The sequence below is a fragment of the Halopseudomonas salegens genome (assembly GCF_900105655.1).
In the GTDB taxonomy this organism is placed as follows: Bacteria; Pseudomonadota; Gammaproteobacteria; order Pseudomonadales; family Pseudomonadaceae; genus Halopseudomonas; species Halopseudomonas salegens.
This window is the reverse complement of record NZ_LT629787.1, coordinates 417,735-441,103: the sequence shown is the minus strand read 5'-3', so window position 1 is coordinate 441,103 and position 23,369 is coordinate 417,735. Positions and strand designations below refer to the sequence as shown.

Here is a 23,369-nt window from a genome sequence, read left to right as displayed (position 1 = left end):
CTGACCGGTGAGCCCGCAAGGGCTCACCCCACCCAGAGCAACCAGAGCGTCACGCCGAGCGGCAACAGCAGCGCGGTCAGAATACCCATCAGGCTCATACCCAGGGCGGCAAAGGCCCCCGCCTCTTCACTTTCTTCCATTGCCCGCGCCGTGCCTACTGCATGCGCGCACATGCCCATGGCCAGGCCCCAGGCCGCCGGGTGGGTAATCCGGCACAGCTTGAGCAACCCCGGTCCGATCAGGGTGGCGATAATCGCGGTAAGCATGACAAACACCGCGGCCAGTGCCGCCACACCACCAATCTGTTCAGCCACCAGCATGGCAATCGGCGAAGTTACCGATTTCGGGGCCAGGGTCAGAATCAGCATAGGATTGAGGCCAAACAACCAGGCCAGCAGCAAGGTACTGACCGTGGCAAAACCACCACCCAGCAACAGCGTCAGCATCACCGGCCAGAAAAACTGGCGGATGCGACGCAGGTTCAGGTACAGCGGCACGGCCAGTGCCACGGTTGCCGGCCCGAGCAGGATAAGCAACGGGTTGACCGCAGCCCGGTAATACTCAAAGTTCACCCCGAGAAACCAGAGCAAGGCAATAATCAGGGTAATCGACAGCAGTACCGGATGCAGAATCGCCAGCTTGCTGCGCTCATACAAGGCCACGCCGAACTGGTAGGCCGCCAGCGTCACGCCCAGCCAGAACCAGGGGTGCTCGATAATCGCCTGCCAGGCCAGCGCCAGCTCAGTCATGGCTGTTCTCCGCTGCCACTCGGCGAGCCAGAAAGCGCTGCAGCAACCAGCCGCAGAGCGGCAGAGCCAAAGCAAAGGAAATCACCAGAGTCAGCAGGATGCCCAGACCGAAGGTGCGCATTTCAGCGCCATAGGCCATGACCCCGACAGCCGGTGGCACCAGTATCAAGGGCAGGTATCTCAGCAGGCTACCCGCAGCCTGCTCAACCGGTACCGGCACCTCGCCACGAACCAGCAAAAACCCCAGCAACAGAACCATTCCGATAATCGGACCCGGTAAAAAGGGCAATAGCAGGATATTCAATCCGGTGCCCAGCAACTGGAACAGGATCAACCAGGTCAGACCGCGTAATAGCATGGCGCACGCTCTCGGCACAGCAAAAGTGCAAGCATACCACTGCACGAGCTGGCGCTCATTGCCGGCTCTCACGCAAGGTGGCTAGTCATGCATATACCCCCACGACTATACTGAAGCTTCTAACTGGCCCAACCTGAAAGGCATGCCGAGCATTTTGCTGCTATGACCCACACCCCCATCTCGCGCACCCTTCTGACACGCGTTCATATCAGCCATCGGCAAACCCTGCTGCCACTCCTGCTATTGCTCACAGGCATGTTGCTGGTATTGCTGCTGTTCATGCTGATGCCTCCACCACTCTGGCTCCAGGGGCAGGCCAATTATCTGCCCCTGCACATGCTGCTGGAAACCCTGGCTATTGTGGCAGCGGCCTGTATCTTTGCCGTCAGTTGGGCAACCCACAAACGCCTGGGAACACATAACCTGCTGATCCTCGCTTGCGGCTTTCTGGTTGTCGCCCTGCTCGACTTCAGCCACATGCTGTCCTATCAGGGCATGCCTGACTTCGTAACCCCGGCAGACCCGGAAAAAGCCATTGCGTTCTGGCTGGCCGCACGCGCAGTGGCGGCCCTCAGCCTGCTCTGGGTGGCTTTTGCCTCCTGGCAAACCCTCAGTCAGCGCCATTGGCGCTGGACGTTGTTATCCCTCGGACTCTTGCTCACTATGGCAGTCCATGGGCTGATACTCGGTCTCCCCCAGCACCTGCCCGCTCTCTTTATTCAGGGCCAGGGCCTGACGCCTTTGAAAGTCGGCATGGAATATGCGTTGATCGGCATCCATATTCTGACCGCCTGGCGGCTGTGGCAACTGATGCGACTAGCGCAAAAATTCAACGCCTCAGCGCTGTTTGCTGCCTCCCTGGCCATGGCCATGGGGGGCTTCTGCTTTACCCTTTACGCCTCAGTAACCGATCACTTCAACCTGCTCGGACATGTCTTCAAGGTGATTGCCTATGGGTTACTGTTTCGGGGCATCTTTATTGAAGGGGTAGACAAGCCGTTCAATGAACTGGCGCAGTCGCGGGCCAAACTTCAGGCAACCTTTGACGCGATACCCGATATGCTGTTTGAGCTCGATCAGCAGCAGCGGGTGGTCAACTTTCATCCGGCAGCCGATAGCCGCTTGCAGCTCAGCCCGGAAAGCCTGCTCGGCAAAACACCTGCGGCGCTCTTGCCCGCACAGGCGCTCCATGTCAGCAAACTTGCCCTGGAGCAGGCCAGCAAAGCCGGCTTTGCCCAAAGTCCGCCCTTTGTCTGGCAGGGCGAAAAACGGCGCCTTTGGCTACAACTGAGTGCAGCTGCCCGCATGATCAACGGGCGTACTGACGGGCACGTAGTACTGGTTCGCGATGTCACTGAGCTCAAGGCGCAGGAAGAGCGCATCATTCAACTGGCACATTTCGACAGCCTGACCGGACTGCCCAACCGCACCCTGTTTGAAGAGCGGGTCAACCTGTCCATCCATCTGGCCCAGCGACAAAACAGCTCGCTGGCCATACTGTTCATCGATCTGGACCACTTCAAACATATCAATGACACCCTCGGCCATACTGCCGGCGATGCGCTGTTATGTGCCGTCGCGGAGCGCCTGGGCAACAACCTGCGAGATGAAGACACCCTGTCGCGCCAGGGCGGCGACGAGTTTGTGCTGGCCTTGCCCGGTGCCGATGCCGCCGGAGCTGCCCATGTAGCCCAACGCCTGTTGGACAGCATGGCACAACCAATCCAGTTTGCCGATAACACCACCACCATTACAGCATCCATCGGTATTGCAATCTACCCGATGGATGGCGTAGCGCTGGGCAACCTGATGCAGCATGCTGATGCAGCGATGTACCAGGCCAAGGCTCTGGGGCGCAATGAGATGCATTTTTTCACCAGCAACCTGCAAGAACGCATGAGCCGCTCACTGACGCTGGAAAATGCCTTGCGTGGAGCCATTGAGCGTAACGAACTGAGCCTGCATTATCAGCCACAGTGGCTGCTGCCCGAGCAACGCCTGGTCGGCTTTGAGGCCCTGCTGCGCTGGCAACATCCGGAGTTGGGCACAATTTCGCCCAGCGAATTCATTCCCATCGCGGAAAGTAGCGGGCAAATCATTCAGCTCGGTGAGTGGGTCATTGCTACCGGCTTGCAGCAACTGGCTAGCTGGCAGCAGGATGGGCACAGCGATTTACGCCTGGCCATCAATATTTCTGCTGTTCAGTTCCGCAGGATGGAACTCGTCGTCCGGCTGGCGGCTGCATTGCATGCCCATCAGCTCCAACCAGGCTGTCTGGAGCTTGAACTGACCGAAGGAGTTGCCATGGAAAACCCCGTCCATGCCAGCCAGCAACTGAAGGTCCTGCATGATCTGGGAGTACGGCTGGCTATTGATGACTTTGGTACCGGCTTCTCTTCACTGGCTCAGCTGCGACATTTCCCGGTGGATACCCTGAAGATTGACCGCAGTTTCATTGAATATGTGGACACCGACAACAGCAGCCTGGAGATGTTGCGCAGCATTATCCAGCTGGCGCACAACCTGTCCGTCGACACGCTGGCAGAAGGGGTAGAGACGCCCAGTCAGCTGAAGGTTCTCAGCGAGCTAGGATGTGGCCAGATACAGGGATTTATCTGGGGCAAGCCGCAGCCAGCTGATGCCTGCACAAGGTATCTGCAGCAAATGGCATAAGGCGAAAGCCAGTCAGGCTTGCGTTCTGCCGCGGCTTGCAGCAAGGCTTGCTTCTCTCTGGCCAGGAGACGAATGCCACCCCGGCCGAAGAGAAGCCAGGCGTCAGTAGCCGCGCAAGCGGGCAAAGCGGTCGGCATGATAGCGATAATCGCCGAACAATTGCTGCGCCATACGCGCACGTTTCATGAACAGGCCAATATCAAACTCATCGGTCATGCCCATACCGCCGTGCAGCTGGACGCCTTCATTGGTTGCCAGCTCAGCGACTTCACAGGCCTTGGCCTTGGCCAGACTGACCCGTTGAGCAGCATCCTCGGCGCCCTCATCCAACGATTGCAGCGCCTTGAGTACGACTGATTTGACCAGTTCAATCTCACTGAACAGGTGCGCACAGCGATGCTGCAGCGCCTGGAAGGAGCCCAGCGTCACGCCGAACTGTTTGCGTTCCTGCAGATAACTGACCGTGCGGCTGAAGGACTCTTCCGCGATGCCCAGCAGTTCGGCGGCCAGTTGCGCATTAGCTACATCAAGAATCAGCTCCAGCGCGGCAAAGCCTTCACCCACCCTGCCCAGCAAGACAGTCGCCGGCAGTTTGACCTGATCAAAACTGACTGAGGCGGCATTGCGGCTATCCACCATGCTGGTGCGTTCAACCTGAATCCCCGGCAGGCTGGCATCCACCAACAACAGGCTGATGCCCTCGGCCGCATCGGTGTCACCACTGCTGCGCGCCGTCACAATGAAATGATCCGCCACATGGCCGTCGACGACACATTTCTTGCAGCCGTTGAGCAACCAGCCATCACCGTCTTGCTCCAGCCGGGTGCCGACCTGACGCGGATTGTGCCGGGCGACTTCATCCATCGCCAAGGCAGTGATCAGTTTGCCGGCGGCAATGTCCGGTAGCACCGCTGCTTGCTGCTGTTCGGAGCCGGCCAGCAACAGGCTGCTGACACCGACAATCGCGGTCGACAGCAGGGGCGACACGCTGAGATTGCGCCCCGCCTGTTCGCTGATCTGGCCCATACCTACCTGGCCAAACTGTGAACCACCGAAGGCCTCCGGAATCAGGGTGCCCACCAGGCCCATCTCTACCATCTGCTGCCACAGGTCACGGGAAAAACCGGTCTCGTCCTGACTGTCGCGCAGTTGGCGCAACTGGCTGACCGGTGCCTGTTCGCTCAGGAAGCCCTTGGCGGCATCCTTGAGCATCTGTTGTTCATCGTTGAGTACCAAAGCGCTCATGGTCTGTCCTCGATTCGGTTCACTGCAGCCCGAGAATATTGCGGGCGATAACGTTGAGCTGGATTTCCGAGGTGCCGCCCTCGATCGAGTTGCCCTTGGAGCGCAGCCAGGCACGCGGCATGGCGCCGTTGTTGCTGGCTTCACCGTCCCAGATCATGGCATCGCTACCATGCAGGGCAATCAACAGCTCCTGGCGGCGCTTGTTCAGCTCGGTACCGTAATACTTGAGCACCGCCGAGGCCGCACCAACGCCCTGCCCGGCCTTGGCCTCGTCCAGCACGCGCTCCGCGGTCAGGGCAAAGGCTTCTGAATCAAGATCCCAGCGCGTCAATTCGCTGCGCAGATAGCCATCTGCCAACCTGCCCTGCTCCAACCCGACGGCTTCGACGGCAATCTGTGACAGGGTTTTCTGACCAGCCGCCGTGCGGCCCATGCCACCAATCATTTCCCGCTCATGGGTCAGCAGATACTTGGCGATGGTCCAGCCGGCGTTGATCTCACCGACCACCTGGCTTTTCTCGACCTTGACGTTATCGAGGAAGGTCTCGCAGAAGGGCGAGCTGCCGGAAATCAGCTTGATCGGGCGGGTCGAGACACCTGGCGTGGTCATGTCAAAGAGCACCAGACTGATACCCAGTTGCTTCTTGGCTTCGGTATTGGTGCGCACCAGACAGAACATCCAGTCAGCTTTGTCGGCATAGGAGGTCCAGATTTTCTGGCCATTGACGATAAAGTGATCGCCCTGATCTTCGGCCTTGGTCTGCAGGCCGGCCAGGTCAGAACCGGCACCGGGTTCGCTATAGCCCTGACACCAGCGAATCTCACCGCGAATGATCGGAGGCAGATGCTGACGCTTGAGCTCCTCCGAGCCGAACTTGAGAATCGCCGGGCCGATCATCCAGACACCAAAGCTGGACAACGGCGCACGTGCCTTGATGCGCGCCATTTCTTCCTGCAACACCTTGGTTTCCGCCCGGCTCAAGCCACCACCGCCGTACTCGGTCGGCCAGTCCGGTGCGGTCCAGCCGCGCTCGGCCATGCGTTCAAGCCACAACTTCTGATCGGCACTCTGGAACTGGAAGTTGCGCCCACCCCAGCAGAAATCGGCATCACTGGTAGCCGGCTCACGCATACTCAATGGACAGTTGTCTTCCAGCCAGGCCCGTACGTCCTGGCGAAAAGCAGTCAGATCACTCACACAAAATCCTCCATCAGGGGCATGTCAGGCAATCAAGATACCTGCTCTGCGTCCTGACGGCAGCGAGTTTAATATGACAAATGATGACCCATTAGTCAGCGGTATGGTCAGTCAGCGCGGGCCAATACCGTCTGGTTGCGGCCCGCCTGCTTGGCCTGATACATCGCCTGATCCGCACGTGCAATCAGCTGCTTGCGGGTTTCCCCCGACTGCCAACGCGCCGCGCCAACACTGATGGTTACCTGCGCCAATGGCGGAAAAGACGTCTCGGCCACCGCGACTCGCAGGCGTTCAGCCAGCAGCCCGGCATCGGCAGCTCCGGTTTCAACCGCCAGCACAATAAATTCCTCGCCACCCCAACGACCAAAGAGATCGGAGCTGCGCAAGGCCCCCATGACCACTTCAGCCATTTTCGCCAACACCTGATCACCCAGTTCATGGCCATGGGTATCATTCACCGCCTTGAAGTTATCAATATCAAACAGCAGCAACGAGAAGGCCCGCCCATAACGCTCGCCGGCACTGATCTCAGCATCGATGGCCTGCTCGATACGGTAGCGGTTCCATATTCTGGTCAAGGGGTCCGTATGCGCCAGGGTTTCCAGTTGCTCGTTGGCACGCTGCAACTGGGTCATCAACTGCTCCACTTCCTGCACCGAGACCGATACGGCCAGATCTTCCGCCAGGTCTTGGGCCGCCTGCTCCTCGATCGCCAACCAGCGCAGACTGTGTTGACGCAACTCGACTTGCCAGGCAACAAAAGGGCCCTCAGGCAAGGGCTGAATATCGGTGACGGCGTCCTGCACCGGCACCAGTTCCTGCGGACCAGCCCAGTGCTGGCGGTCAATCCGTTCGGCACGAAACAGCAGCAACCAGCCCGGCTGTCGCGACAAGGGGACCTTGACCGCCAACAAGCCGGAGTACCCGGGACAGCAATCAACACCCTGCGGCCCCTCGAGCCCCAGACTGCTGGTACTCCAGGCACTGGCTTGTGGATGCTCGGTTTCCAGCCAGCGGGTCAGGTGCAAGAGTGCCACCTGGCCGGGTAACTGCCCCAGACGCAGGGCTTGCTGCTGAATGACCAGAGCACAGCCTTCGGCCCGGAAGAGTTCCAGCCATTCCGCCCCATGCCGGCGCAACAACTGCGCTGGCTCCACCAAACCACCGTGTTCCTTTGAAATCAGTTGCCGACTGTCAATCACGCGCTGCAGGTAACGTGACTCCGTGCGCGCCTGCAGCAAGAACATCCGTTGCGTGGCCATTTGCACCAGCGCCCTTGCCGCATCGCGGATGGCTGGCGACAGGTACAGTGGCTGCGGGTTGTGACAGGACACCAGGCCCCACAAGGCTTGCTCGCCCAGAATACCCACCGACAGCGAGGCGCGCACGCCCAGGCCTCGCATATAGCGCCGGTGCGATGGCGCCAGGGCGCGCAAATTGCCCAGTGACAAATCGACAGGCGTCAGCGCCGTAACCTGGCTGACCAATGGCACAGCCGTAGCAGCCTCATCATGAATGGTGCGCAGCGGATGACGCCAATAGCGCCGCCGGGCCTGCTCCGGAATTTCCTCAGCAGGAAAGCGAAAGCCCCGTACGCTGGGCATTTGTCCATCACCCGCTTCAGCCACGACCTGACCATGCCAGTCATCGCCAAACTGATAGACCAGTACCCGTGCATAGCCGGTCAGCGACTGCATGCTGGCGACCAGTTCTTCAAGTAACTGACCTGGCTGATCAGCCGCAGCCAAACGCAACAGACAATGATTGACCTCGGAAAGCAACCGCCGCCCTCCCACCTGAGGCAAGGGTTCGAACTCAACAACGATATTGTCACCACTGCGATAGGCCATGACCTGGAAGCGCACGGTACGACCCTGCGCCTGACGGCTGGATTTCAGCGCACTGGCCAGGCGCGGACGGCCCTGCAAACCGGAGTGCACACGGCGCAGCAGACCACGGCCAAGCAAAGCCTCCGCACCTGACAGCAGGGCCTGATCGACGCTAAATGGTAAAAACTCGGGTAAATTGGCGCTGACCTGCAAGACCTGGCGCGCCTCATTGTCCAGCACCAGCGCCCAGCCTACCGGCTGGATGGCGGGCACCTCGTCAGACTGCCAGGACGGGTCGGTAATGAGCGGCATTGCGCTTCCTCTGGTTGCCTGAGCAACCGTGATCACACTCGGTGGATACCGCTATAGCGGATATCTCTTTCGACAACTTGTCCCTGCACCTGCACAGGCAGACGCTCAGCAGCGAATACAAGGTAGAGTGTAGATGATTCCAGGTGGGCCACGACGCAATTCCCATAGCGCCTGACATTGTCAGACCGTCGAAGTGTCCAACCATTGCCGGGTAAAGTCGTCTGCATCGAGAGCATGACCGTAATAATAGCCCTGGGCCTCATCGCAGCCCATGCTTTTCAACAGCGTAGCCTGCTCGGCCTGCTCGACCCCTTCGGCAGTAGTACGCATTCCCAGTGCACGAGCCATGGCAATAATGGTCTCGACAATTGCCCGATCATGACTGTCGACCAGCATGTCGCGCACAAAGGACATATCAATCTTCAGCGTATCGGCGGCGAAGCGCTTGAGATAGCTGAGCGACGAATAGCCAGTGCCAAAGTCATCAATTGCCAACTGGAAACCTGCTTCGCGCAGCGATCGGGTAATCAACACTGCCTGATCAGGATCACGCACCAGCGCACTTTCGGTCAGCTCCAGATTCAGCAAAGAGGGATCCAGCGGATGACAACAACTGCGAATATGGCTGGCCAGATCAGGCGTTTCCAGCTGTTGCGCTGACAGGTTGAGAGACAAGCGCCCAGGGAGCACTTGGCCGGCCTGCTGCCACGCCAGCAATTGCCGGCAGGCCGCTCGCAGTACCCAGTCGCCTAACTGGCGCATCAGGCCGCGCTCTTCGGCAAGCACGATAAACTCCGCCGGACTGACCCAACCCCATTCTGCGTCTTGCCACCGGCACAAGGCTTCTGCACCACACAGACGGCCGTTCTGCAAATCAATTTGCGGCTGGAAAAACAGTTGCAGGCGATTCTGCGCCAGTGCCTCAAGGAGCTTTTCCAGCATCCGATGTTTGCGATTGACCAGGTCGCCCAGTTCTCGACTGAACAGGCAAAAACCGTTGCCACTGGTTTTCGCGTGATGCAGGGCAATGCTTGCCTGCTGCAATAGCCCCTGCTGCCAGTTACTGTCACCTCGACAAAGCACCGCGCCAAGGTTGGCTTCCAGACTGAATTCATGCCCGTGCAAGCGTACCGGAAGCTCCAGTTGACGACGCAACTCACTGACCTGGCGCTGCAGATTTGCCTCGCTGCTTCGCGGCAACAGCATGGCAAACTCATCGCCCCCCAGGCGGGCAAGAAATACATCGGCAAAACAGGACTGCTGCAATCGTCGACTGACCGCCTGCAACAGGTGGTCACCCATCTCATGCCCCAGACTGTCATTGATTTCCTTGAACCGGGCCAGGTCGATCAACAGCAACCCCAGGGGCGGCCTGGGCACCTGCTCGCTGTACTTGTCCAGTTCGTTGATAAAGCGCACCCGGTTCGGCAACCCGGTCAACTCATCAACGAAGGCCAGGCGCTGCATATGCACGTCATGTCCCTGACGCTCCAGTTCCGCCGCCGCTCCACTGGCCAGAATGCGACAGACCGACGTCGCAAACTCGGGATCTTCAGGCGTTGATCGCTGCATGCTTATCAGCACGCCTACCGTGTCGCCCGCCGCATTGTCCAGCCGGCGACCGATCAGGTGATGTACGGGAAAATGTGCGCCTTCGGGAAAGTCGTCCAGATCCAGCGCTTGCTCACTGCTCAGGGCCAATTCGCCTTGCTTGAGAATTTGCTCGCAGGCACGGCCAGACGGGTCATAATCAAACATTGGCATTGCCTGACCTTCGGCAACCCCTGCCAGTACTTGCATACGCCCGGTCGGCACCAGGCGAGCGATGTAACAGATATCCGACGCCAGGACCGCGCACAGCTTTTCGACCAGACGCTGCAGATAATCATCGGTGCCTGCCGCTGTGACGGCGGTAGCAATCTGCAGGACTGCACGCTGAATGCGCTGCGCCTGCTGTTGTTCGGTAACATCCGAGATAAAGCCTTCGAGATAAGCAATACCGCCCTCGGCATCCTCAACCGCCTGCCCCTGCTCCCACATCCAGCGGTAGCCGCGATCAGCCGTCAACAAACGATAGGTCAACTGATAGGGAGCACGTACGGCAATTGCCTCGTCGACACAGGCAAAGGCCCGAGCCCGGTCGTCCGGATGGATCAGACGGCCAAATGCCAGGCGAGTATCCTGCAGCAATTGTTCCACCGGGTAGCCCGTCAACTGATAAGCGCCCTGACTGACAAAATCCATGGTCCAGTCAGCATCATGCTGACAGCGATACACCATTCCCGGAAGATGACTCATCAAGGCGTGCAATCGGTGTTCATTATGCTGCGCGACACTGACGGCCTGACGCCGTGACAGCTCCACACTGGCCTGGCTGACGGCAATCTGCAAAGCTTCACGCTCAAGCGCACCAAGCGTCATGGGCTGATCGTGCCAGCCGACCAACAGGCCGGCGCCCTTATGGCCGTCACTGCCCAGAGCCAGGGCAACGCAACTGCAAGCAGCAAAGTCTTGGCGCAATGGATCGTCCGGCAGGCTCTCCTGCAGACCGTCAGGAGCATGAAAAAAGCCACGCGCCAGCGCTTGGCGATAGGGTTCCGCAGTAATTGCAAACAGCCGATTGTCCAGCAATTCCCCACCGCTCAATACAGCCAGACTTCGTGCTTGCCGATAGTCCGGCTGACACTCGGCAATCATCCAGTGACAGGCCGGCAGGATACTGTCCAGGGCGCGCAACAATTGACTGAAGGCGGCATCACCACGCGCGCTGGCGACACCGGCAGCCAATTGTCTGAAGCCTTCTTCAGGACTGACCAGAAGCGGCATCCATTTCTCCGTTAGCGAGCAGACCTGCCCGCAGCGTGCAATGATGGGACAAAGACGGCAAGTGATATCGCTGAGCCACTACTTGTCACGTGATGTTAAGTCAGTATTGCAGCATAGCGCAGCAGAGCAATAAATAAAGAAAATTCGCGCCGTAAAACAGGCGACAAATTTCCGCCTTGTACAAATAATATATTCATGTATAGTTTTAGTACAAATATATGCAATCATTTTGCAATTACAAGGACACCCCTATGCGCACTCGTCTGACCGTCGCTCAACGCCTTGCCCTGGGTTTCAGCCTGGTACTCACACTGCTGTTGATCATTACCCTTATCGGCATAAACCGCGTCGACTTTATCGATAGAACCCTGCAGGAAGTCAATCAGTCCGCCAGCCAGAAACAGCGCTACGCGATCAACTTTCGCGGCAGCGTGCATGATCGGGCGATTGCCATTCGGGACGTGGTCCTTCTCAACGAGCCGCGCGGCGTGCGCCAGCAATTGCAGCTGATTGAGCAATTGGCCGGCTTTTATCAGGAGTCGGGTAACGCCCTGCAAGAGATGCTGGATCGCAACAGCCCGAGCGCCGAAGAACGGCGTTTGTTGAGCGCCATCCAGCAAACGGAGGCTCGCACCTTGCCATTGACCGACGAGGTCATCCAGCTCCAGGCTCGCGGTCAGCTGGCAGCGGCACAGGCGCTGTTGCTGGAAGAAGTTTCACCCGCTTACAGCGAATGGCTGCAACGCATCAACGCCTATATTGATCATCAGGAAGCGCTGATCAGTACTGATATTCAAGCTGTACAGGAGACAGCCTCCGGATTTCAATGGTTCATGCTCGGCATTACCCTGCTGGCCATTATTGTCAGTGTTATCGTCTGCGTGTTGATCATTCGCTGGCTGAAGTCGGTACTGGGCGCCGAACCGGATGCGGTTGCCGACATCATCCGTCGCCTGGCAGACGGTGAGCTGGACCAGCGCATCGATACCCGTTACCACAAAAGCGTAATGGCCGAATTGCAAAGCCTGAACAAACACCTGTCCGGCACCATCCGCGAAGTCAACCAGGCAGTACGCGGGTTGAACCAGGCATCACTGGAGTTGAGCAGTACCTCTGACAACAACAACCAGCAAATTCGCTTGCAATCCCGTGAAGCAGAGCAAATGGCTACCGCCGTCGAACAAATGGCCGCCACCGTCAATGAAGTTGCCGGCTACGCCGCCAATGCCGCCAGCGCCACACGCAATGCCGATAGCGAAGCCGGCAACGGCAACCGGGTCGTACAGGATACCGCTCTGGCTATCCAGCAATTGGCCGATACTCTCGAACAAGCCACTGAATCGGTGCAGAAAGTCTCGGCGGATAGCGTCGAAATCGGCAAGATCATTGATGTGATCAACGCCATCGCCGAACAGACCAACTTGCTGGCATTGAACGCTGCGATTGAAGCTGCCCGTGCTGGCGAACATGGCCGAGGCTTTGCCGTGGTTGCTGACGAGGTGCGCTCGCTGGCCACTCGCACACAGCAGTCAACCAGCGAAATCCAGCAGATGATCGGTCGCCTGCAAACCGGCTCCAGTGCCGCCAGCGAAGTAATGCATACCAGCCGTGAACTGGCCCAGCAAACCGTGACCAAGACACGGGAAGCCGAAACCGCGCTGGATACCATTCGCCGTGAAGTAGGCGCCATCAACGACCTCAACGCACAAATTGCCAGCGCGGCAGAAGAACAAAGTGCGGTGGCCGAAGAGGTCAATCGCAATATCAGCCGGATACATCAATCCACGCTGGAAAGCTCGGCCGGCTCCGATCAGGTTGCCGCTTCCAGCCGTGAACTGAGCACCCTGGCTGATCAACTGGAACACAAGGTCAACTTTTTCAAAATCAGCTAGTCAGCCAGCGCAGCATCCAGCCGGTCAGCCAGCCTGACCGGCACTGCCAGGCGCTGCAGGTTCCAGTAATGCCCTTCCAGCGCGCGATTGACCAGCAAGGTGTCAGCCGCCGGCTGCAAACTGCCCAGAGCGGCAAAACCTTCCGGAATGATGCGCGTCAGTTGCTGGTGCAGCGGCGCTGCAGCGAAATCCCAGGTTGCGCCTGGCTGCAGCTGCGGCTGCAACAGGGCCGACAGCTCACGATAAAAGGACCAGGGCACCGGGCTCGTGGCCTGGCGCGCGCCCAGTTGCTGAAAGGCCGCTTCCAGTCGATGGGGGTCACCCGCCTGCAAGGCCCGGAAACTGGCCACATAGGCATTCAACAAGCGGGCCGGGAGCGCATGGACGGCACCGAAGTCGTAGACAATCAGCTCGCCCTCGGGCGTCCAGGCAAAATTGCCCGGATGCGGATCGACATGCAGCAGCCCCAGCTCGACAACTTGCGAACAAAGCCAGTCGATCAGACGCTCTGCGAGCAACTGACGCACTGGCAAGGGTGCCGAACCACTGGTTGCCAGCGGCGCACCACGGACTTCCTGCATAACCAGAATACCCGGCCGGCAAAGCGCCGATACCGGCTGGGGAATAAGCACACCGGGCGCAGCCTGAAAGTGCTGCGCATAACGCTGCAGGGTCTCCAGCTCGCGGGCATAATCCAGCTCGGCGCGCACCGCCCGCGCCAGCTCCTGGTAGACCTGCTCCAGCGCCTTCGCCGGCGCGCGCAGCAAGCGACCCAATGGCAACAGCCGGCGTAACTGTTGCAGATCAGCCCGGCAGATATCTGCCATGCCCGGGTATTGCAGCTTGATGATGACCGCCTGGCCATCAGCTGTTTGCGCCCGATGTACCTGCCCCAGTGATGCAGCGGCGAAGGGCTCGGGGGCTATCCGGGAAAAATGCTCGCACCAGCCGCCAGCATAGGCGTCATCCAGCACCTGCTCGAACGCCGTAAATGGCAAGGACGGCACCTGCGATTGCAGATGACTGAGGGCCTGACAAATCGGTGCCGGCAAGACTGACTCCCACTGCGCCGCCATCTGCCCCAGCTTGAGTACCGGCCCCTTCATATCCCCCAAGGCATCACGCAACAGATCAGCAGTCGGCTGCCAGTCCATCGCCTTATGCCCCGGCAAGATGCGCTGGCGCAACACACCACCGGCCACCCGTGCACTGGTGGTGCCAAGCTGCCAGAAACGGCCAAGGGCCGAACGACGGGGTGTCTTGCGCGATACAGGCATGCTTGTCAGGCTCAGGATTTGGTGACACACAGCATGCGTAGCCCTGACGCAGACGACAAATGCCAATGGTAAGAAAAAATGACGACCGCGCTGGTGCCAGCAATTGAGTCGACGCAGGCTTTTACCTACTATGGTCAGCCTAGTGCGCAACAGGAAGCACCGTGACTCTCGCCGCCGAACCACGCCCTCCATTCAGCCTGAAACTGCGCAACAGCCCTTTCTGGCTATTGCTGCACGCCACACTGTGGATACTGCTCAGCGGTGGCAGTGGCTGGTACCTGGGTTTACCGGTCATTGCCGCGGCGACCTTGTTGTCCTGCTGGTTGCAAGCCACACCCTGGTATTTGCGCCTGACCCGATTGCCCAGCCTGCTGGTTTTTTTCCTCACCGAACTGCTACTCGGTGGCTGGGATGTTGCACGCCGGGCATTGCACCCGCGCTTACCGGTTGATCCGGCCTGGGTGCGCCATGAATTGCAATCCACCAACCCTCAGGTTCACCTGTTGCTATCAGCCATCGTCGGACTGATGCCGGGCACCCTGTCGTCACGATTCAGCGACGGTTACTTGCAGCTGCATGTATTGGACCAACAGCAACCCTGGCAAAAAACTGTGGCGCGCATGGAAGACTTGCTGGCTGCAATGCTGCCTGAGGTGAGCTCGCGATGATGCTTTTTGCCGCTATCCTGCTGCTGAGCATAACCGCCGGTCTCTGGCGCATCTGGCGAGGACCGACGCGGGCTGATCGTCTGCTCGCCGTGCAACTTTTTGGCACCAGTGGCGCTGCCGTGCTCATGCTCCTGGCCCATATTCAGCGCCAGCCACCGCTGCTGGATGCCGCTCTGATACTTGCCCTGTTGGCGGCGGTACTGTCGATTGCCTTGGTGCAGCTGCTGCGGAGGCACAATGACTGACTGGCTGCTCTGGTTGAGCTGGCCGTTTCTCGGCGCCAGCGTGTTTTTCTTTGTCGCCGGTACTGTCGGCCTGCTGCGCTTTCCGGATATCTACTGCCGCCTGCATGCGGTGACCAAAGCCGACACTCTGGGGCTGGGGTTGTTGTTTATCGGCCTGTCATTGCGCAGTGACAACCTCCAGGCAGTTGGCCTGATGTTGCTGATCTGGTTACTGGTGATGGCCTCGGGGGCAACCGCCTGCCAGTTGCTGGCCCGCTATCAGCAGGATCAGGAGGAGGATGTCAGTGGCGACGACTGAACTGCTGTTTGACCTCAGCCTGATCGGACTGTTGATCGGTCTGGCTTGTAGTGCCATGCACAGTGCCCGGCTCTATACCGGAGTGGTGCTGTTTATCGTCTTCGGGCTGATGCTTGCATTGACCTGGGCACGACTGGGAGCAATGGATCTGGCGCTGGCCGAAGCCGCCATCGGCGCTGGCCTGATTGGCGTCATGTTGCTTGCGGCACTGGCTGGAGCTGCTACTGAACACAGGTCCGAATCGCACCGGCTTGCCAGCGCCGGCAGCCTGCTACTCGGTCTGCTGGTACTGGCCTTGTTAATGCGCGGCGCATTGCCTTTGCTGTCAGGATCGCAGCCGTTACCTGAACAGGTCATGGCACAGCTGGATACTACCGGCGTCAGCCATCCAGTGACTGCCGTACTGCTGAACTATCGCGCCTGGGATACCTTGCTGGAACTTGTGGTGGTATTGCTCGCGCTGCTGGGTCTGCGCCAGCTACACGTCGTCCGACGTCAGTACGCAACGCCCTGGCCATTGCTCAGTGCCTGGAGCCGTGTACTGGTCCCCATTGCGGTAGTGCTCGCCGGTTACCTGTTATGGCGCGGCAGTCACGCCCCGGGCGGCGCTTTTCAGGCCGGGGCAGTACTCGCTGCGGGTGCTGTTGTGCTGCGCCTGGCCGGCTTGTTGCCGGCCCTCGGATGGCAGCGGGCAAGTATGCGAGTGCTGGTACTGATGGGCGCCGGCGTATTTGTCATGGTTGCTGCAACAACCGCCTGGCTGGGCCAGGGCTGGCTGGTCTATCCCGCCGGCTGGAACAGCACCCTGATAATACTGATCGAAATTGCCGCCACCTTGTCGATTGCCGCCAGCCTGACTCTGCTGGTTGTTGGCGAAGGTAATGAGGTGGAGCCATGAGCAGTCTGCTCCTGTATCTGCTGGCCGGCATTACGCTCTGGGTGCTCGGCCTGCATGGCTTGCTCCGGCAAAGCCATCCGCTCAGACGCATCATGGCCGTCAATATCATGGGCGCTGGCGTTTTCATGGTCATGGTCGCCCTGGCCAGTCGAGTGCAACCGATTGATCCAGTGCTGCAAGCGCTGGTGGTGACCGGGCTGGTCGTCGCCGCCAGTGCCACCGCTTTTGCTCTGCGCCTTGCCAGCGCCCTGGCCGACCGGGAGCGCAAACAATGAATGCAGCACTGCTCAGCTTGCTGCTACCCCTGGCTACCAGTTTGCTGCTGTTATTGTTGCGCGCCCGGCTGGCCAGCCTGGTTATCGTCAGCAACGCTGTCAGCTTGCTCGCTGCTGGCGCGGCCCTTTTGTCAGTCATGCAATCGGGCACACAATCCCTTGCACTGGCTGGCTGGGACAGTCCGCTGGGGATCCGCTTTGAACTCAATCCTCTCAGCGCGCTGCTGTTGGTATTCACTGCCCTGATTCATTTGCTGGTATCCGTCTATGCCGCACGCAGCCGGCATAGCCAGACACGGGATACCGACTTCTGGCCATTGTCGACCTTGTTGCACACCAGCCTGTGTGCGCTCTGGCTATCCACCGACCTGTTCAACTGGTACGTCACCCTGGAACTGCTGGGTCTGGTTGCGGTGGCCCTGGTCGTCATCTCCGGGCCCAAAGCCTATGGTCCGGCGCTGCGTTATCTGCTGCTGTCACTGGCTGCCTCGCTGTGCTACCTGCTTGGCGTAGCGCTGCTTTACGGGCAATACGGCGTGCTGGATATCCGTCTGCTGGCAGAGCTGGCCGACGGCAGCCACACGACCCGGCTGGCACTGCTGCTGATGACCCTTGGACTGATGCTGAAAGCGGCTCTCTGGCCCCTGCATCAATGGCTCCCGGCCGCGCACGCCAGCGCACCCACAGCGGTGAGTGCACTATTGTCGGCGCTGGTGGTCAAGGGGCCACTGTTTATTCTCTGGTGGCTGTGGATCAGCCTGGCAGATAACGAACTGGCGCGTCAGGCAGGCATGCTGTTTGCGCTGGCTGGCGTGGTTGCGTTGATTGCCGGTGGCTGGTCGGCGCTGCGCACGCCCTATCTGAAAACCCTGGTTGCCTACTCCACCGTGGCTCAGTTGGGCTATGCACTGCTCGCCCTTGGCCTGTTGCTACAGTGGCAGGACAGTCGTCTGAGTGCCGCGCTGTGGTTTTTCGTACTGGCTCATGGGCTGGCCAAGGCATCCATGTTTCTTGCCGCGGGTGAAATGCAGGCGACCCTCGGCAGCCGGCGGGTCAGCGCCCTCAAAGGTGCAACGCAGACGATGCCGGTTGCCATGTTTGCCTTTGCAGTAGCCGGTGGCAGTCTGATTGGACTGCCACCCAGCGGCGGGTTTCTGGCCAAATGGATTCTGCTGATGCCGCTGTTTGATAATCCCTGGCACTGGCCATGGGCCTTTGCCGTCTTGCTCGGTACTCTGGTCAGCGCTGCCTATGTCTTTCGCGTGGTGGCATTGTCATTCAATCGCGCCGACCCGACCCCGCCGGACTACAACCCGGATCATTTTGCCCAGTGGCTGGCCCTGTTGCCGGCGTTACTGGTCTGGGGTATGGCTCTGATCGCCGAGCCCCTGATCCAGTGGCTGTCGGGGATGCAGCCATGACTGCGAACTGGACCAGCTGGCTGCCCCTGGCTATCTTGCTCAGCTCACTGATTCCGGGGCTGCTGATCTTTACCCTGCGTGAAGATCAGGTACGCCTGCGCATTGCTCTCAATCTCTTCGGTGTAGTACTCAAGCTTGGTCTGGTACTGCTCATGCTGTGGGGCGTCAATCAGGGACTGAGCTTCCGCTTTACCTTGCCCTTCCTTCCTGCTGGCGGACTCATTCTGCAGGGCGATGCGCTGTCCCTGCAATTTGTCAGCCTGTCCACCGTACTCTGGATGGCAACCACCATTTATGCCATCGGCTATCTGGAAGACTCACCCCTGCGCTCCCGATTCTTTGGCTATTTCAGCCTCTGCGTCAGCGCCACCGTTGGCCTGGCGCTGGCCGGCAACCTGGTCAGTTTCCTGTTGTTTTATGAACTGCTGACACTGGCCACCTTTCCACTCGTGGTGCATCGCGGCACCCAGGCGGCGCTGCGGGCCGGGCGCGTCTATCTGGCCTACACCCTTGGCGGTGGTGCGCTACTGTTGATGGGCGTGGCGCTGTTGCACAGCCTGACCGGCAGCCCGGACTTTGTTCCCGGTGGCTATCTTGGCCCCTTGCTCGGCGAGCATGATCCCAGCCTGATCCTGGCCTTTGGCCTGCTGATTGCCGGGCTGGGCGTCAAGGCCGCCTTATTGCCACTGCACGGCTGGCTGCCGCAGGCCATGGTTGCCCCGGCGCCGGTCAGCGCCCTGTTGCACGCGGTTGCCGTGGTCAAGGCTGGGGCCTTCGGTATTGTCCGCGTGGTCTATGATGTTTACGGCGTAGAGCCGGTGCAGGCGCTGGGCCTGAATATACCCCTGCTGGCACTGGCAGCTGCGACCATCATTTATGGCTCGCTGCGCGCTCTGCAACAAACCAAACTGAAAAAGCGTCTGGCCTATTCGACCATCAGCCAGGTGTCCTATATCACTCTGGGCGTGGCCCTGATGGGGCCGATTGCTGCCGTTGGCGCCCTGGTGCACCTGGTCCATCAGGGTTTGATGAAAGTCACCCTGTTCTATTGTGCCGGCAATTTTGCCGAGACCCTGGGCATCCATGATATACGCGACATGAACGGGGTCGGCCGACGCATGCCCCTGACCATGCTGGCCTTTACCATCGGCGCCCTGGGCATGATCGGCGTGCCACCGATCGCCGGTTTTATCAGCAAATGGTATCTCGGCCTGGGGGCGCTGGAAGCCGGACAGAACTGGGTGCTGTTGATACTGGTGTTCTCCGGCCTGCTGAATGCAGCCTATTTTCTGCCACCGCTCTGGCGCGGCTGGTTTGCCTCCCCGGCAGACAACTGGACGATCAACAGCAAGCGCGGTAATGGCCACCCCGGGCTGGGTGAAACGCACTGGATGCTGCTCTGGCCCATGTTGTTTACCGCCACCCTGTCGGTTCTGGTGGGTATTTTTGCTGCCAGCAGCATCAGCCCGCTGGCCTGGAGCCAACTGATCATCAACCGGGAGTTTGGCCTGTGAGTACGCTGTTGTGGATACTGGTACCGCTGATGCCATTGCTCGCCGCCGCCAGTATATGGCGCCTGCCCAGCCATGCTGGCGGCTGGCTGTGGCTGAGTGCGCTACCTGCCTTGTTGCTCAGCCTGCATCCTGTACCAAGCCTGACTCTGCCCCTCCTCTGGCCCGGCGCGCAATGGGGGGTGACAGACACTCTCGGGCAGACCTGGCTGGGTTTCAGCGCCCTGCTGTGGCTACTCGCCAGCCGTTTTGCCAGCTTCGACTTGCAGAACGATCCCCATGCCCGACGCTTCTGGACCTGCTGGCTGCTGGCGCTTAGCGGCAACCTGCTGTTGATTATTGCGGCGGATGCCGCCAGCTTTTACATCGGTTTCACCTTGATGAGTCTGGCCGCCTACGGCCTGGTGATTCACCTGGGAGGCCCCAAACCCCGTCAGGCCGGTCGAATTTATCTGCAACTGGCGGTTCTGGGCGAAATGCTGCTGTATGCCGGGCTGATGCTGCGCGTGCATGAAGCCGGTGGCCTGTTGCTGCTCGCTGACTGGCAACAGGTGCCCCTTGGCCCTCTGACCGCCGGGTTGTTGCTGGTCGGCTTTGGCCTCAAGGCCGGTTTCTGGCCCCTGCATGTCTGGTTGCCACTGGCACACCCGGCTGCTCCGGCAGCAGCCAGTGCAGTGCTCTCAGGCGTAATGCTCAAGGCGGGTATTCTGGGGCTCTGGCGCTTTATGCCGGCAAACGATCCGCTACTGTACAGCTGGGCACCGACATTACTCATCATTGGCCTGATCGGCGCCCTCCTGGGGGTTGTACTGGGTTTGCTTCAGAGCAAAAGCAAAACCGTTCTGGCCTATTCATCGGTCAGCCAGATGGGCTATATGCTGATCATTCTGGCGCTGGCCTGGCACATACCCGACAGCCGGCCGGCAATGGCGGTGTTGCTGACCCTGTATGCTTGCCATCATGGTCTGGCCAAAGGCGCATTATTCATGGGCGCCGGGCTCGGGGCACATTACCGTTTACCGCTCGCCAGTCTGATCCTGCTGCTGATTCCGGCACTGGCGTTGTGCGGCTTGCCGCTGACCAGCGGCGGCACGGTCAAAGCCCTGCTGAAAACCGCCTTCGCCGATGGCCCACAAGCCGGTTGGCTTGGCCTGCTTAGCCTGGGCTCGGTGGCAACCAGTGCACTGATATTGCGTGCCGGCTGGCTCATCCGCCAGCAACAGGCTGAGTACAGCCAGTCACCGCCCCCCGGACAGTGGCTGCCCTGGGCGCTACTGTGCCTGTCACCCTTGCTGCTGCCCCTGCTTCTGCCAGACATGCGGCAAGCGTTGCTTGCCAGCCTGTCCAGCTATGCCATCTGGGGTTCGCTCTGGCCACTGCTGTTGGCCGCCGGCGCTGCAGTGCTGCTGATACAACTCGGATGGCAGCTGCCGCCACGCCTGCAGCGCCTGCCGAATCCCGCACTGCTATTGTCATTGCGCCTGAAAGGCCTGACGCTGCAACCACCACAACCATCATTGGCACCCAAACCAACCCGCAACCATTACCGCCAATTCGAGCGCAGCTGGAACCGTTTCTGGGCCAGCCGCACCCTGGCCAGCAGCATCGCAGTGATTCTGGTGTTGCTACTGACGGGGTGGTTGCTTTAGGCCGCCAGCAACAGGGCCGGCGGCAAATGCAGGTGCAGCCGGAATGGACGACAGCCCCCGGCAAGGGGCTCTTCTTTGAGCAATTCGAGGGAAATCCTGCCGCCCATGGCCTCCAGGCTGGCCCGCACGGCATCCATACCGACGCCCCGACCAGAGGTCATACTGACACTGTTTGCGGTGCTCAGACCCGGATGAAAAATCAGTTCAGCCACTTCATTTGCCGGCCACTGATCACCAGCCGACTTGATGCCGACTGCATGCGCCTTGTCAGCCAACCTGGCCAGGTTCAGCCCACGACCATCATCAGCCAGCGACAGCACAAAACCGTGATCCCGCACATCGCCATGCCAGTGCAGCGCACCGGCAGGCGGTTTGCCCGCATCGGCTCGTTCTTCGGCAGGTTCGATACCGTGATCCAGGCTGTTGCGCATGATATGCGTCAATGCGCCCGCCAAAGCCGGCAGGCAATCAGCTCGCAAACGGGTGCGGTCCAGCCGTCCGGAGAAACGGACAGTCGGAGCCGGCTTGCCCAGCTCATCTGCCAGACGAGGTAAATCCGCTGTAATTTCCTGTAGCCAGTCCTGCAACAGGGGCACACCCGCCTGTGCCAGCAACTCACTCAATACCGGGCTTTTCTGCTGTGCTGCCAGTAATTGCAACTGATCCCAGAGCACTGCATCGATCTGCCTGCCCGAATGGGTTGACGCATTGTTATAGCCAGACAACCGCTCTGCATGTACCCGCCGGTAGCGCTCCAGGACCTGTATTACCTGATCCAGCTCGGCCTGCAATTGCAGACAGTCCTGTGCCTGCAACGCCTGCTCAGCAGCGTGCAAGCTGTCGGTTACCGCCAACAGACCCAGAGTGCGGGCGTTACCCTTGATGGTATGCACATCGCGATAGGCCGCCAGCCATTTCGGCTGATTGTCTTCAGGCTGCCAGCCCGGAACCGTCTGTAACAGCGCCGCGATGCACTGACTGGACTGTTGCAGAAAAGCGGCGAACCGATCAGGCGCTACGCCAAGAATCTCTTCCAGCAACTGCAGTTCGCGCTGTTGCTCATCGGCCTGAGCCTGCAGCGCCCGCATCCGGGTAACATCCCGAACCACCAGCATCAGGCGCTCGACGCACTCATCAGCATCCAGCAACGGCCGCCAATGCAACTCCAGCAACTTGCTCTCTGCGGGGAAATCCACCCTGAGTTCGGTGGGCAGGTAATGGGCATTGCATTCGTAAAGCAGTGCGTCCTGCTCGAGTACAGCCATCAACGCCGCCTCGATTTGTTGCTGCTGATCAGCCCCAAGCGCACTGCGCGCAAAGAGGAGTGACATGACTGACTGCCCACCCAGGTTATCCTGGGCCAGAATACTGGTCAGGTGGGCCGAGTAGTCCTGATGCAGGGTCAGGTCCGGCTGGATGATACAGATCCCCTGCTGCATGTTTTGCAGAACGGCCTGAATTTCACGATTCCGCGCATCCAGTGTTGCCGTGTGCTGGTGCACAATCGCCAGCTGCTGCTCATGGGCCAGTTCGACCAGGGCGCGGGCGCGCAGAAATCCAATATAGATGCTCTGCCAGGTGATAATGACGCCTTCGGCATTCGGCTGCGCATGTACCTTCTCCAATACCTGCTCGGTGCTGTCATCCAGCTCGGCAGTCGGGCATGCCGAGAGAAAATGCTCAAGCAGCTTGGGCTGCCCGCGATTGGCCAACAGCGCCATGCCGAAGCGTGAATAGACATAACCTTTCAGGCTGCGCTCGCAAACCAGCCCAAGAGGCTGCGCTTGCGCATCCAGCACCGGGAAAAAATGCTCCTGCTGGTAGTCACGGAACACCTCCAGTACCTGCAGCATATCCGTACTGACCAGGATCGGACGAATAACTTCCAGCCCACGCCAGATACTCGGATTACCCTGCCCCTCAAGGCTCTTCAGCAAGGCATGCGGATCATGAAAACGCCGATTTGGTTGGGGCAGTTCAGTTGCGTGTTTCATCGCGGTAGTGGCTTGAACAGGCATAAAGGCAGCTCTCGTATCAATGATGGG

At 59.7% G+C, this 23,369-nt stretch carries 18 protein-coding genes; 10 read left to right on the top strand and 8 right to left on the bottom strand.

Annotated features, from left to right (window positions below; all coding sequences use genetic code 11):
• Positions 1–23: 23 nt before the first annotated feature.
• A complete protein-coding gene (locus BLU07_RS01915) occupies positions 24–749 on the bottom strand; it encodes an LrgB family protein (RefSeq protein WP_092383600.1) in 726 nt (241 codons plus the stop codon).
• Positions 742–1,107 carry a CidA/LrgA family protein gene (locus BLU07_RS01910; protein WP_092383598.1) on the bottom strand — a complete coding sequence of 122 codons (366 nt, stop codon included), beginning with the start codon at positions 1,105–1,107 and terminating at the stop codon, positions 742–744. Before BLU07_RS01910 ends, BLU07_RS01915 begins: the two co-directional genes overlap by 8 nt.
• 162 nt (positions 1,108–1,269) lie before the next feature.
• Here BLU07_RS01910 and BLU07_RS01905 point away from each other — a divergent pair, with 162 nt between their 5' ends.
• Positions 1,270–3,780 (top strand): bifunctional diguanylate cyclase/phosphodiesterase, encoded by a 2,511-nt coding sequence (locus BLU07_RS01905; protein ID WP_092383596.1) that lies wholly within the window; start codon positions 1,270–1,272, stop codon positions 3,778–3,780.
• A gap of 102 nt (positions 3,781–3,882) precedes the next feature.
• Here the strand turns inward: BLU07_RS01905 and BLU07_RS01900 are convergent, their stop codons facing one another.
• The 4 genes from BLU07_RS01900 to BLU07_RS01885 all read right to left on the bottom strand — a co-directional run bounded on the left by BLU07_RS01900 (position 3,883) and on the right by BLU07_RS01885 (position 11,190).
• A complete protein-coding gene (locus BLU07_RS01900) occupies positions 3,883–5,025 on the bottom strand; it encodes an acyl-CoA dehydrogenase family protein (RefSeq protein WP_092383594.1) in 1,143 nt (380 codons plus the stop codon).
• A 19-nt stretch (positions 5,026–5,044) separates the two neighbouring features.
• Positions 5,045–6,223 carry an acyl-CoA dehydrogenase family protein gene (locus BLU07_RS01895; protein WP_092383592.1) on the bottom strand — a complete coding sequence of 393 codons (1,179 nt, stop codon included), beginning with the start codon at positions 6,221–6,223 and terminating at the stop codon, positions 5,045–5,047.
• A 107-nt stretch (positions 6,224–6,330) separates the two neighbouring features.
• On the bottom strand, positions 6,331–8,364 hold the full coding sequence (locus BLU07_RS01890) for a sensor domain-containing diguanylate cyclase (RefSeq protein ID WP_092383590.1): 2,034 nt from the start codon (positions 8,362–8,364) through the stop codon (positions 6,331–6,333).
• Positions 8,365–8,544: 180 nt separating this feature from the next.
• Positions 8,545–11,190: a sensor domain-containing protein gene (locus tag BLU07_RS01885; RefSeq protein ID WP_092383588.1), complete on the bottom strand. Its 2,646-nt coding sequence runs from the start codon at positions 11,188–11,190 to the stop codon at positions 8,545–8,547.
• Between the two features lie 251 nt (positions 11,191–11,441).
• Between BLU07_RS01885 and BLU07_RS01880 the strand changes: the two genes are divergently transcribed.
• Positions 11,442–13,082, top strand: a complete 1,641-nt coding sequence (locus BLU07_RS01880; protein WP_092383586.1) for a methyl-accepting chemotaxis protein — start codon at positions 11,442–11,444, stop codon at positions 13,080–13,082.
• On the opposite strand, the gene BLU07_RS01875 is transcribed toward BLU07_RS01880, so the two are convergent.
• Positions 13,079–14,359, bottom strand: coding sequence for an ABC1 kinase family protein (locus BLU07_RS01875; RefSeq protein WP_092383584.1), 1,281 nt, complete (start codon positions 14,357–14,359; stop codon positions 13,079–13,081). The genes BLU07_RS01880 and BLU07_RS01875 overlap by 4 nt on opposite strands.
• 161 nt (positions 14,360–14,520) lie before the next feature.
• On the opposite strand from BLU07_RS01875, the gene BLU07_RS01870 reads away from it, so the two are divergent.
• The 8 genes from BLU07_RS01870 to BLU07_RS01835 are packed head-to-tail and all read left to right on the top strand — an operon-like array spanning position 14,521 to position 21,324.
• Positions 14,521–15,027, top strand: a complete 507-nt coding sequence (locus tag BLU07_RS01870) for a Na+/H+ antiporter subunit E (RefSeq protein ID WP_231701669.1) — start codon at positions 14,521–14,523, stop codon at positions 15,025–15,027.
• Complete coding sequence (locus BLU07_RS01865; RefSeq protein WP_092383582.1) at positions 15,024–15,272, top strand: monovalent cation/H+ antiporter complex subunit F; 249 nt, start codon at positions 15,024–15,026, stop codon at positions 15,270–15,272. Before BLU07_RS01870 ends, BLU07_RS01865 begins: the two co-directional genes overlap by 4 nt.
• Positions 15,265–15,570: a cation:proton antiporter gene (locus BLU07_RS01860; protein WP_092383580.1), complete on the top strand. Its 306-nt coding sequence runs from the start codon at positions 15,265–15,267 to the stop codon at positions 15,568–15,570. The genes BLU07_RS01865 and BLU07_RS01860 overlap by 8 nt, the downstream gene beginning before the upstream one ends.
• Positions 15,557–16,468: a hydrogenase subunit MbhD domain-containing protein gene (locus BLU07_RS01855; RefSeq protein ID WP_231701668.1), complete on the top strand. Its 912-nt coding sequence runs from the start codon at positions 15,557–15,559 to the stop codon at positions 16,466–16,468. Before BLU07_RS01860 ends, BLU07_RS01855 begins: the two co-directional genes overlap by 14 nt.
• Positions 16,465–16,743, top strand: coding sequence for an NADH-quinone oxidoreductase subunit K (locus BLU07_RS01850; protein ID WP_092383576.1), 279 nt, complete (start codon positions 16,465–16,467; stop codon positions 16,741–16,743). The genes BLU07_RS01855 and BLU07_RS01850 overlap by 4 nt, the downstream gene beginning before the upstream one ends.
• Complete coding sequence (locus tag BLU07_RS01845) at positions 16,740–18,164, top strand: complex I subunit 5 family protein (RefSeq protein ID WP_092383574.1); 1,425 nt, start codon at positions 16,740–16,742, stop codon at positions 18,162–18,164. Before BLU07_RS01850 ends, BLU07_RS01845 begins: the two co-directional genes overlap by 4 nt.
• Positions 18,161–19,678: a complex I subunit 5 family protein gene (locus BLU07_RS01840; RefSeq protein WP_092383572.1), complete on the top strand. Its 1,518-nt coding sequence runs from the start codon at positions 18,161–18,163 to the stop codon at positions 19,676–19,678. The genes BLU07_RS01845 and BLU07_RS01840 overlap by 4 nt, the downstream gene beginning before the upstream one ends.
• A complete protein-coding gene (locus BLU07_RS01835) occupies positions 19,675–21,324 on the top strand; it encodes a proton-conducting transporter transmembrane domain-containing protein (protein ID WP_092383570.1) in 1,650 nt (549 codons plus the stop codon). Before BLU07_RS01840 ends, BLU07_RS01835 begins: the two co-directional genes overlap by 4 nt.
• Here BLU07_RS01835 and BLU07_RS01830 read toward each other — a convergent pair.
• Complete coding sequence (locus BLU07_RS01830) at positions 21,321–23,342, bottom strand: ATP-binding protein (RefSeq protein ID WP_092383568.1); 2,022 nt, start codon at positions 23,340–23,342, stop codon at positions 21,321–21,323. The two genes, BLU07_RS01835 and BLU07_RS01830, sit on opposite strands and share 4 nt — an antisense overlap.
• Between the last annotated feature and the right edge of the window lie 27 nt (positions 23,343–23,369).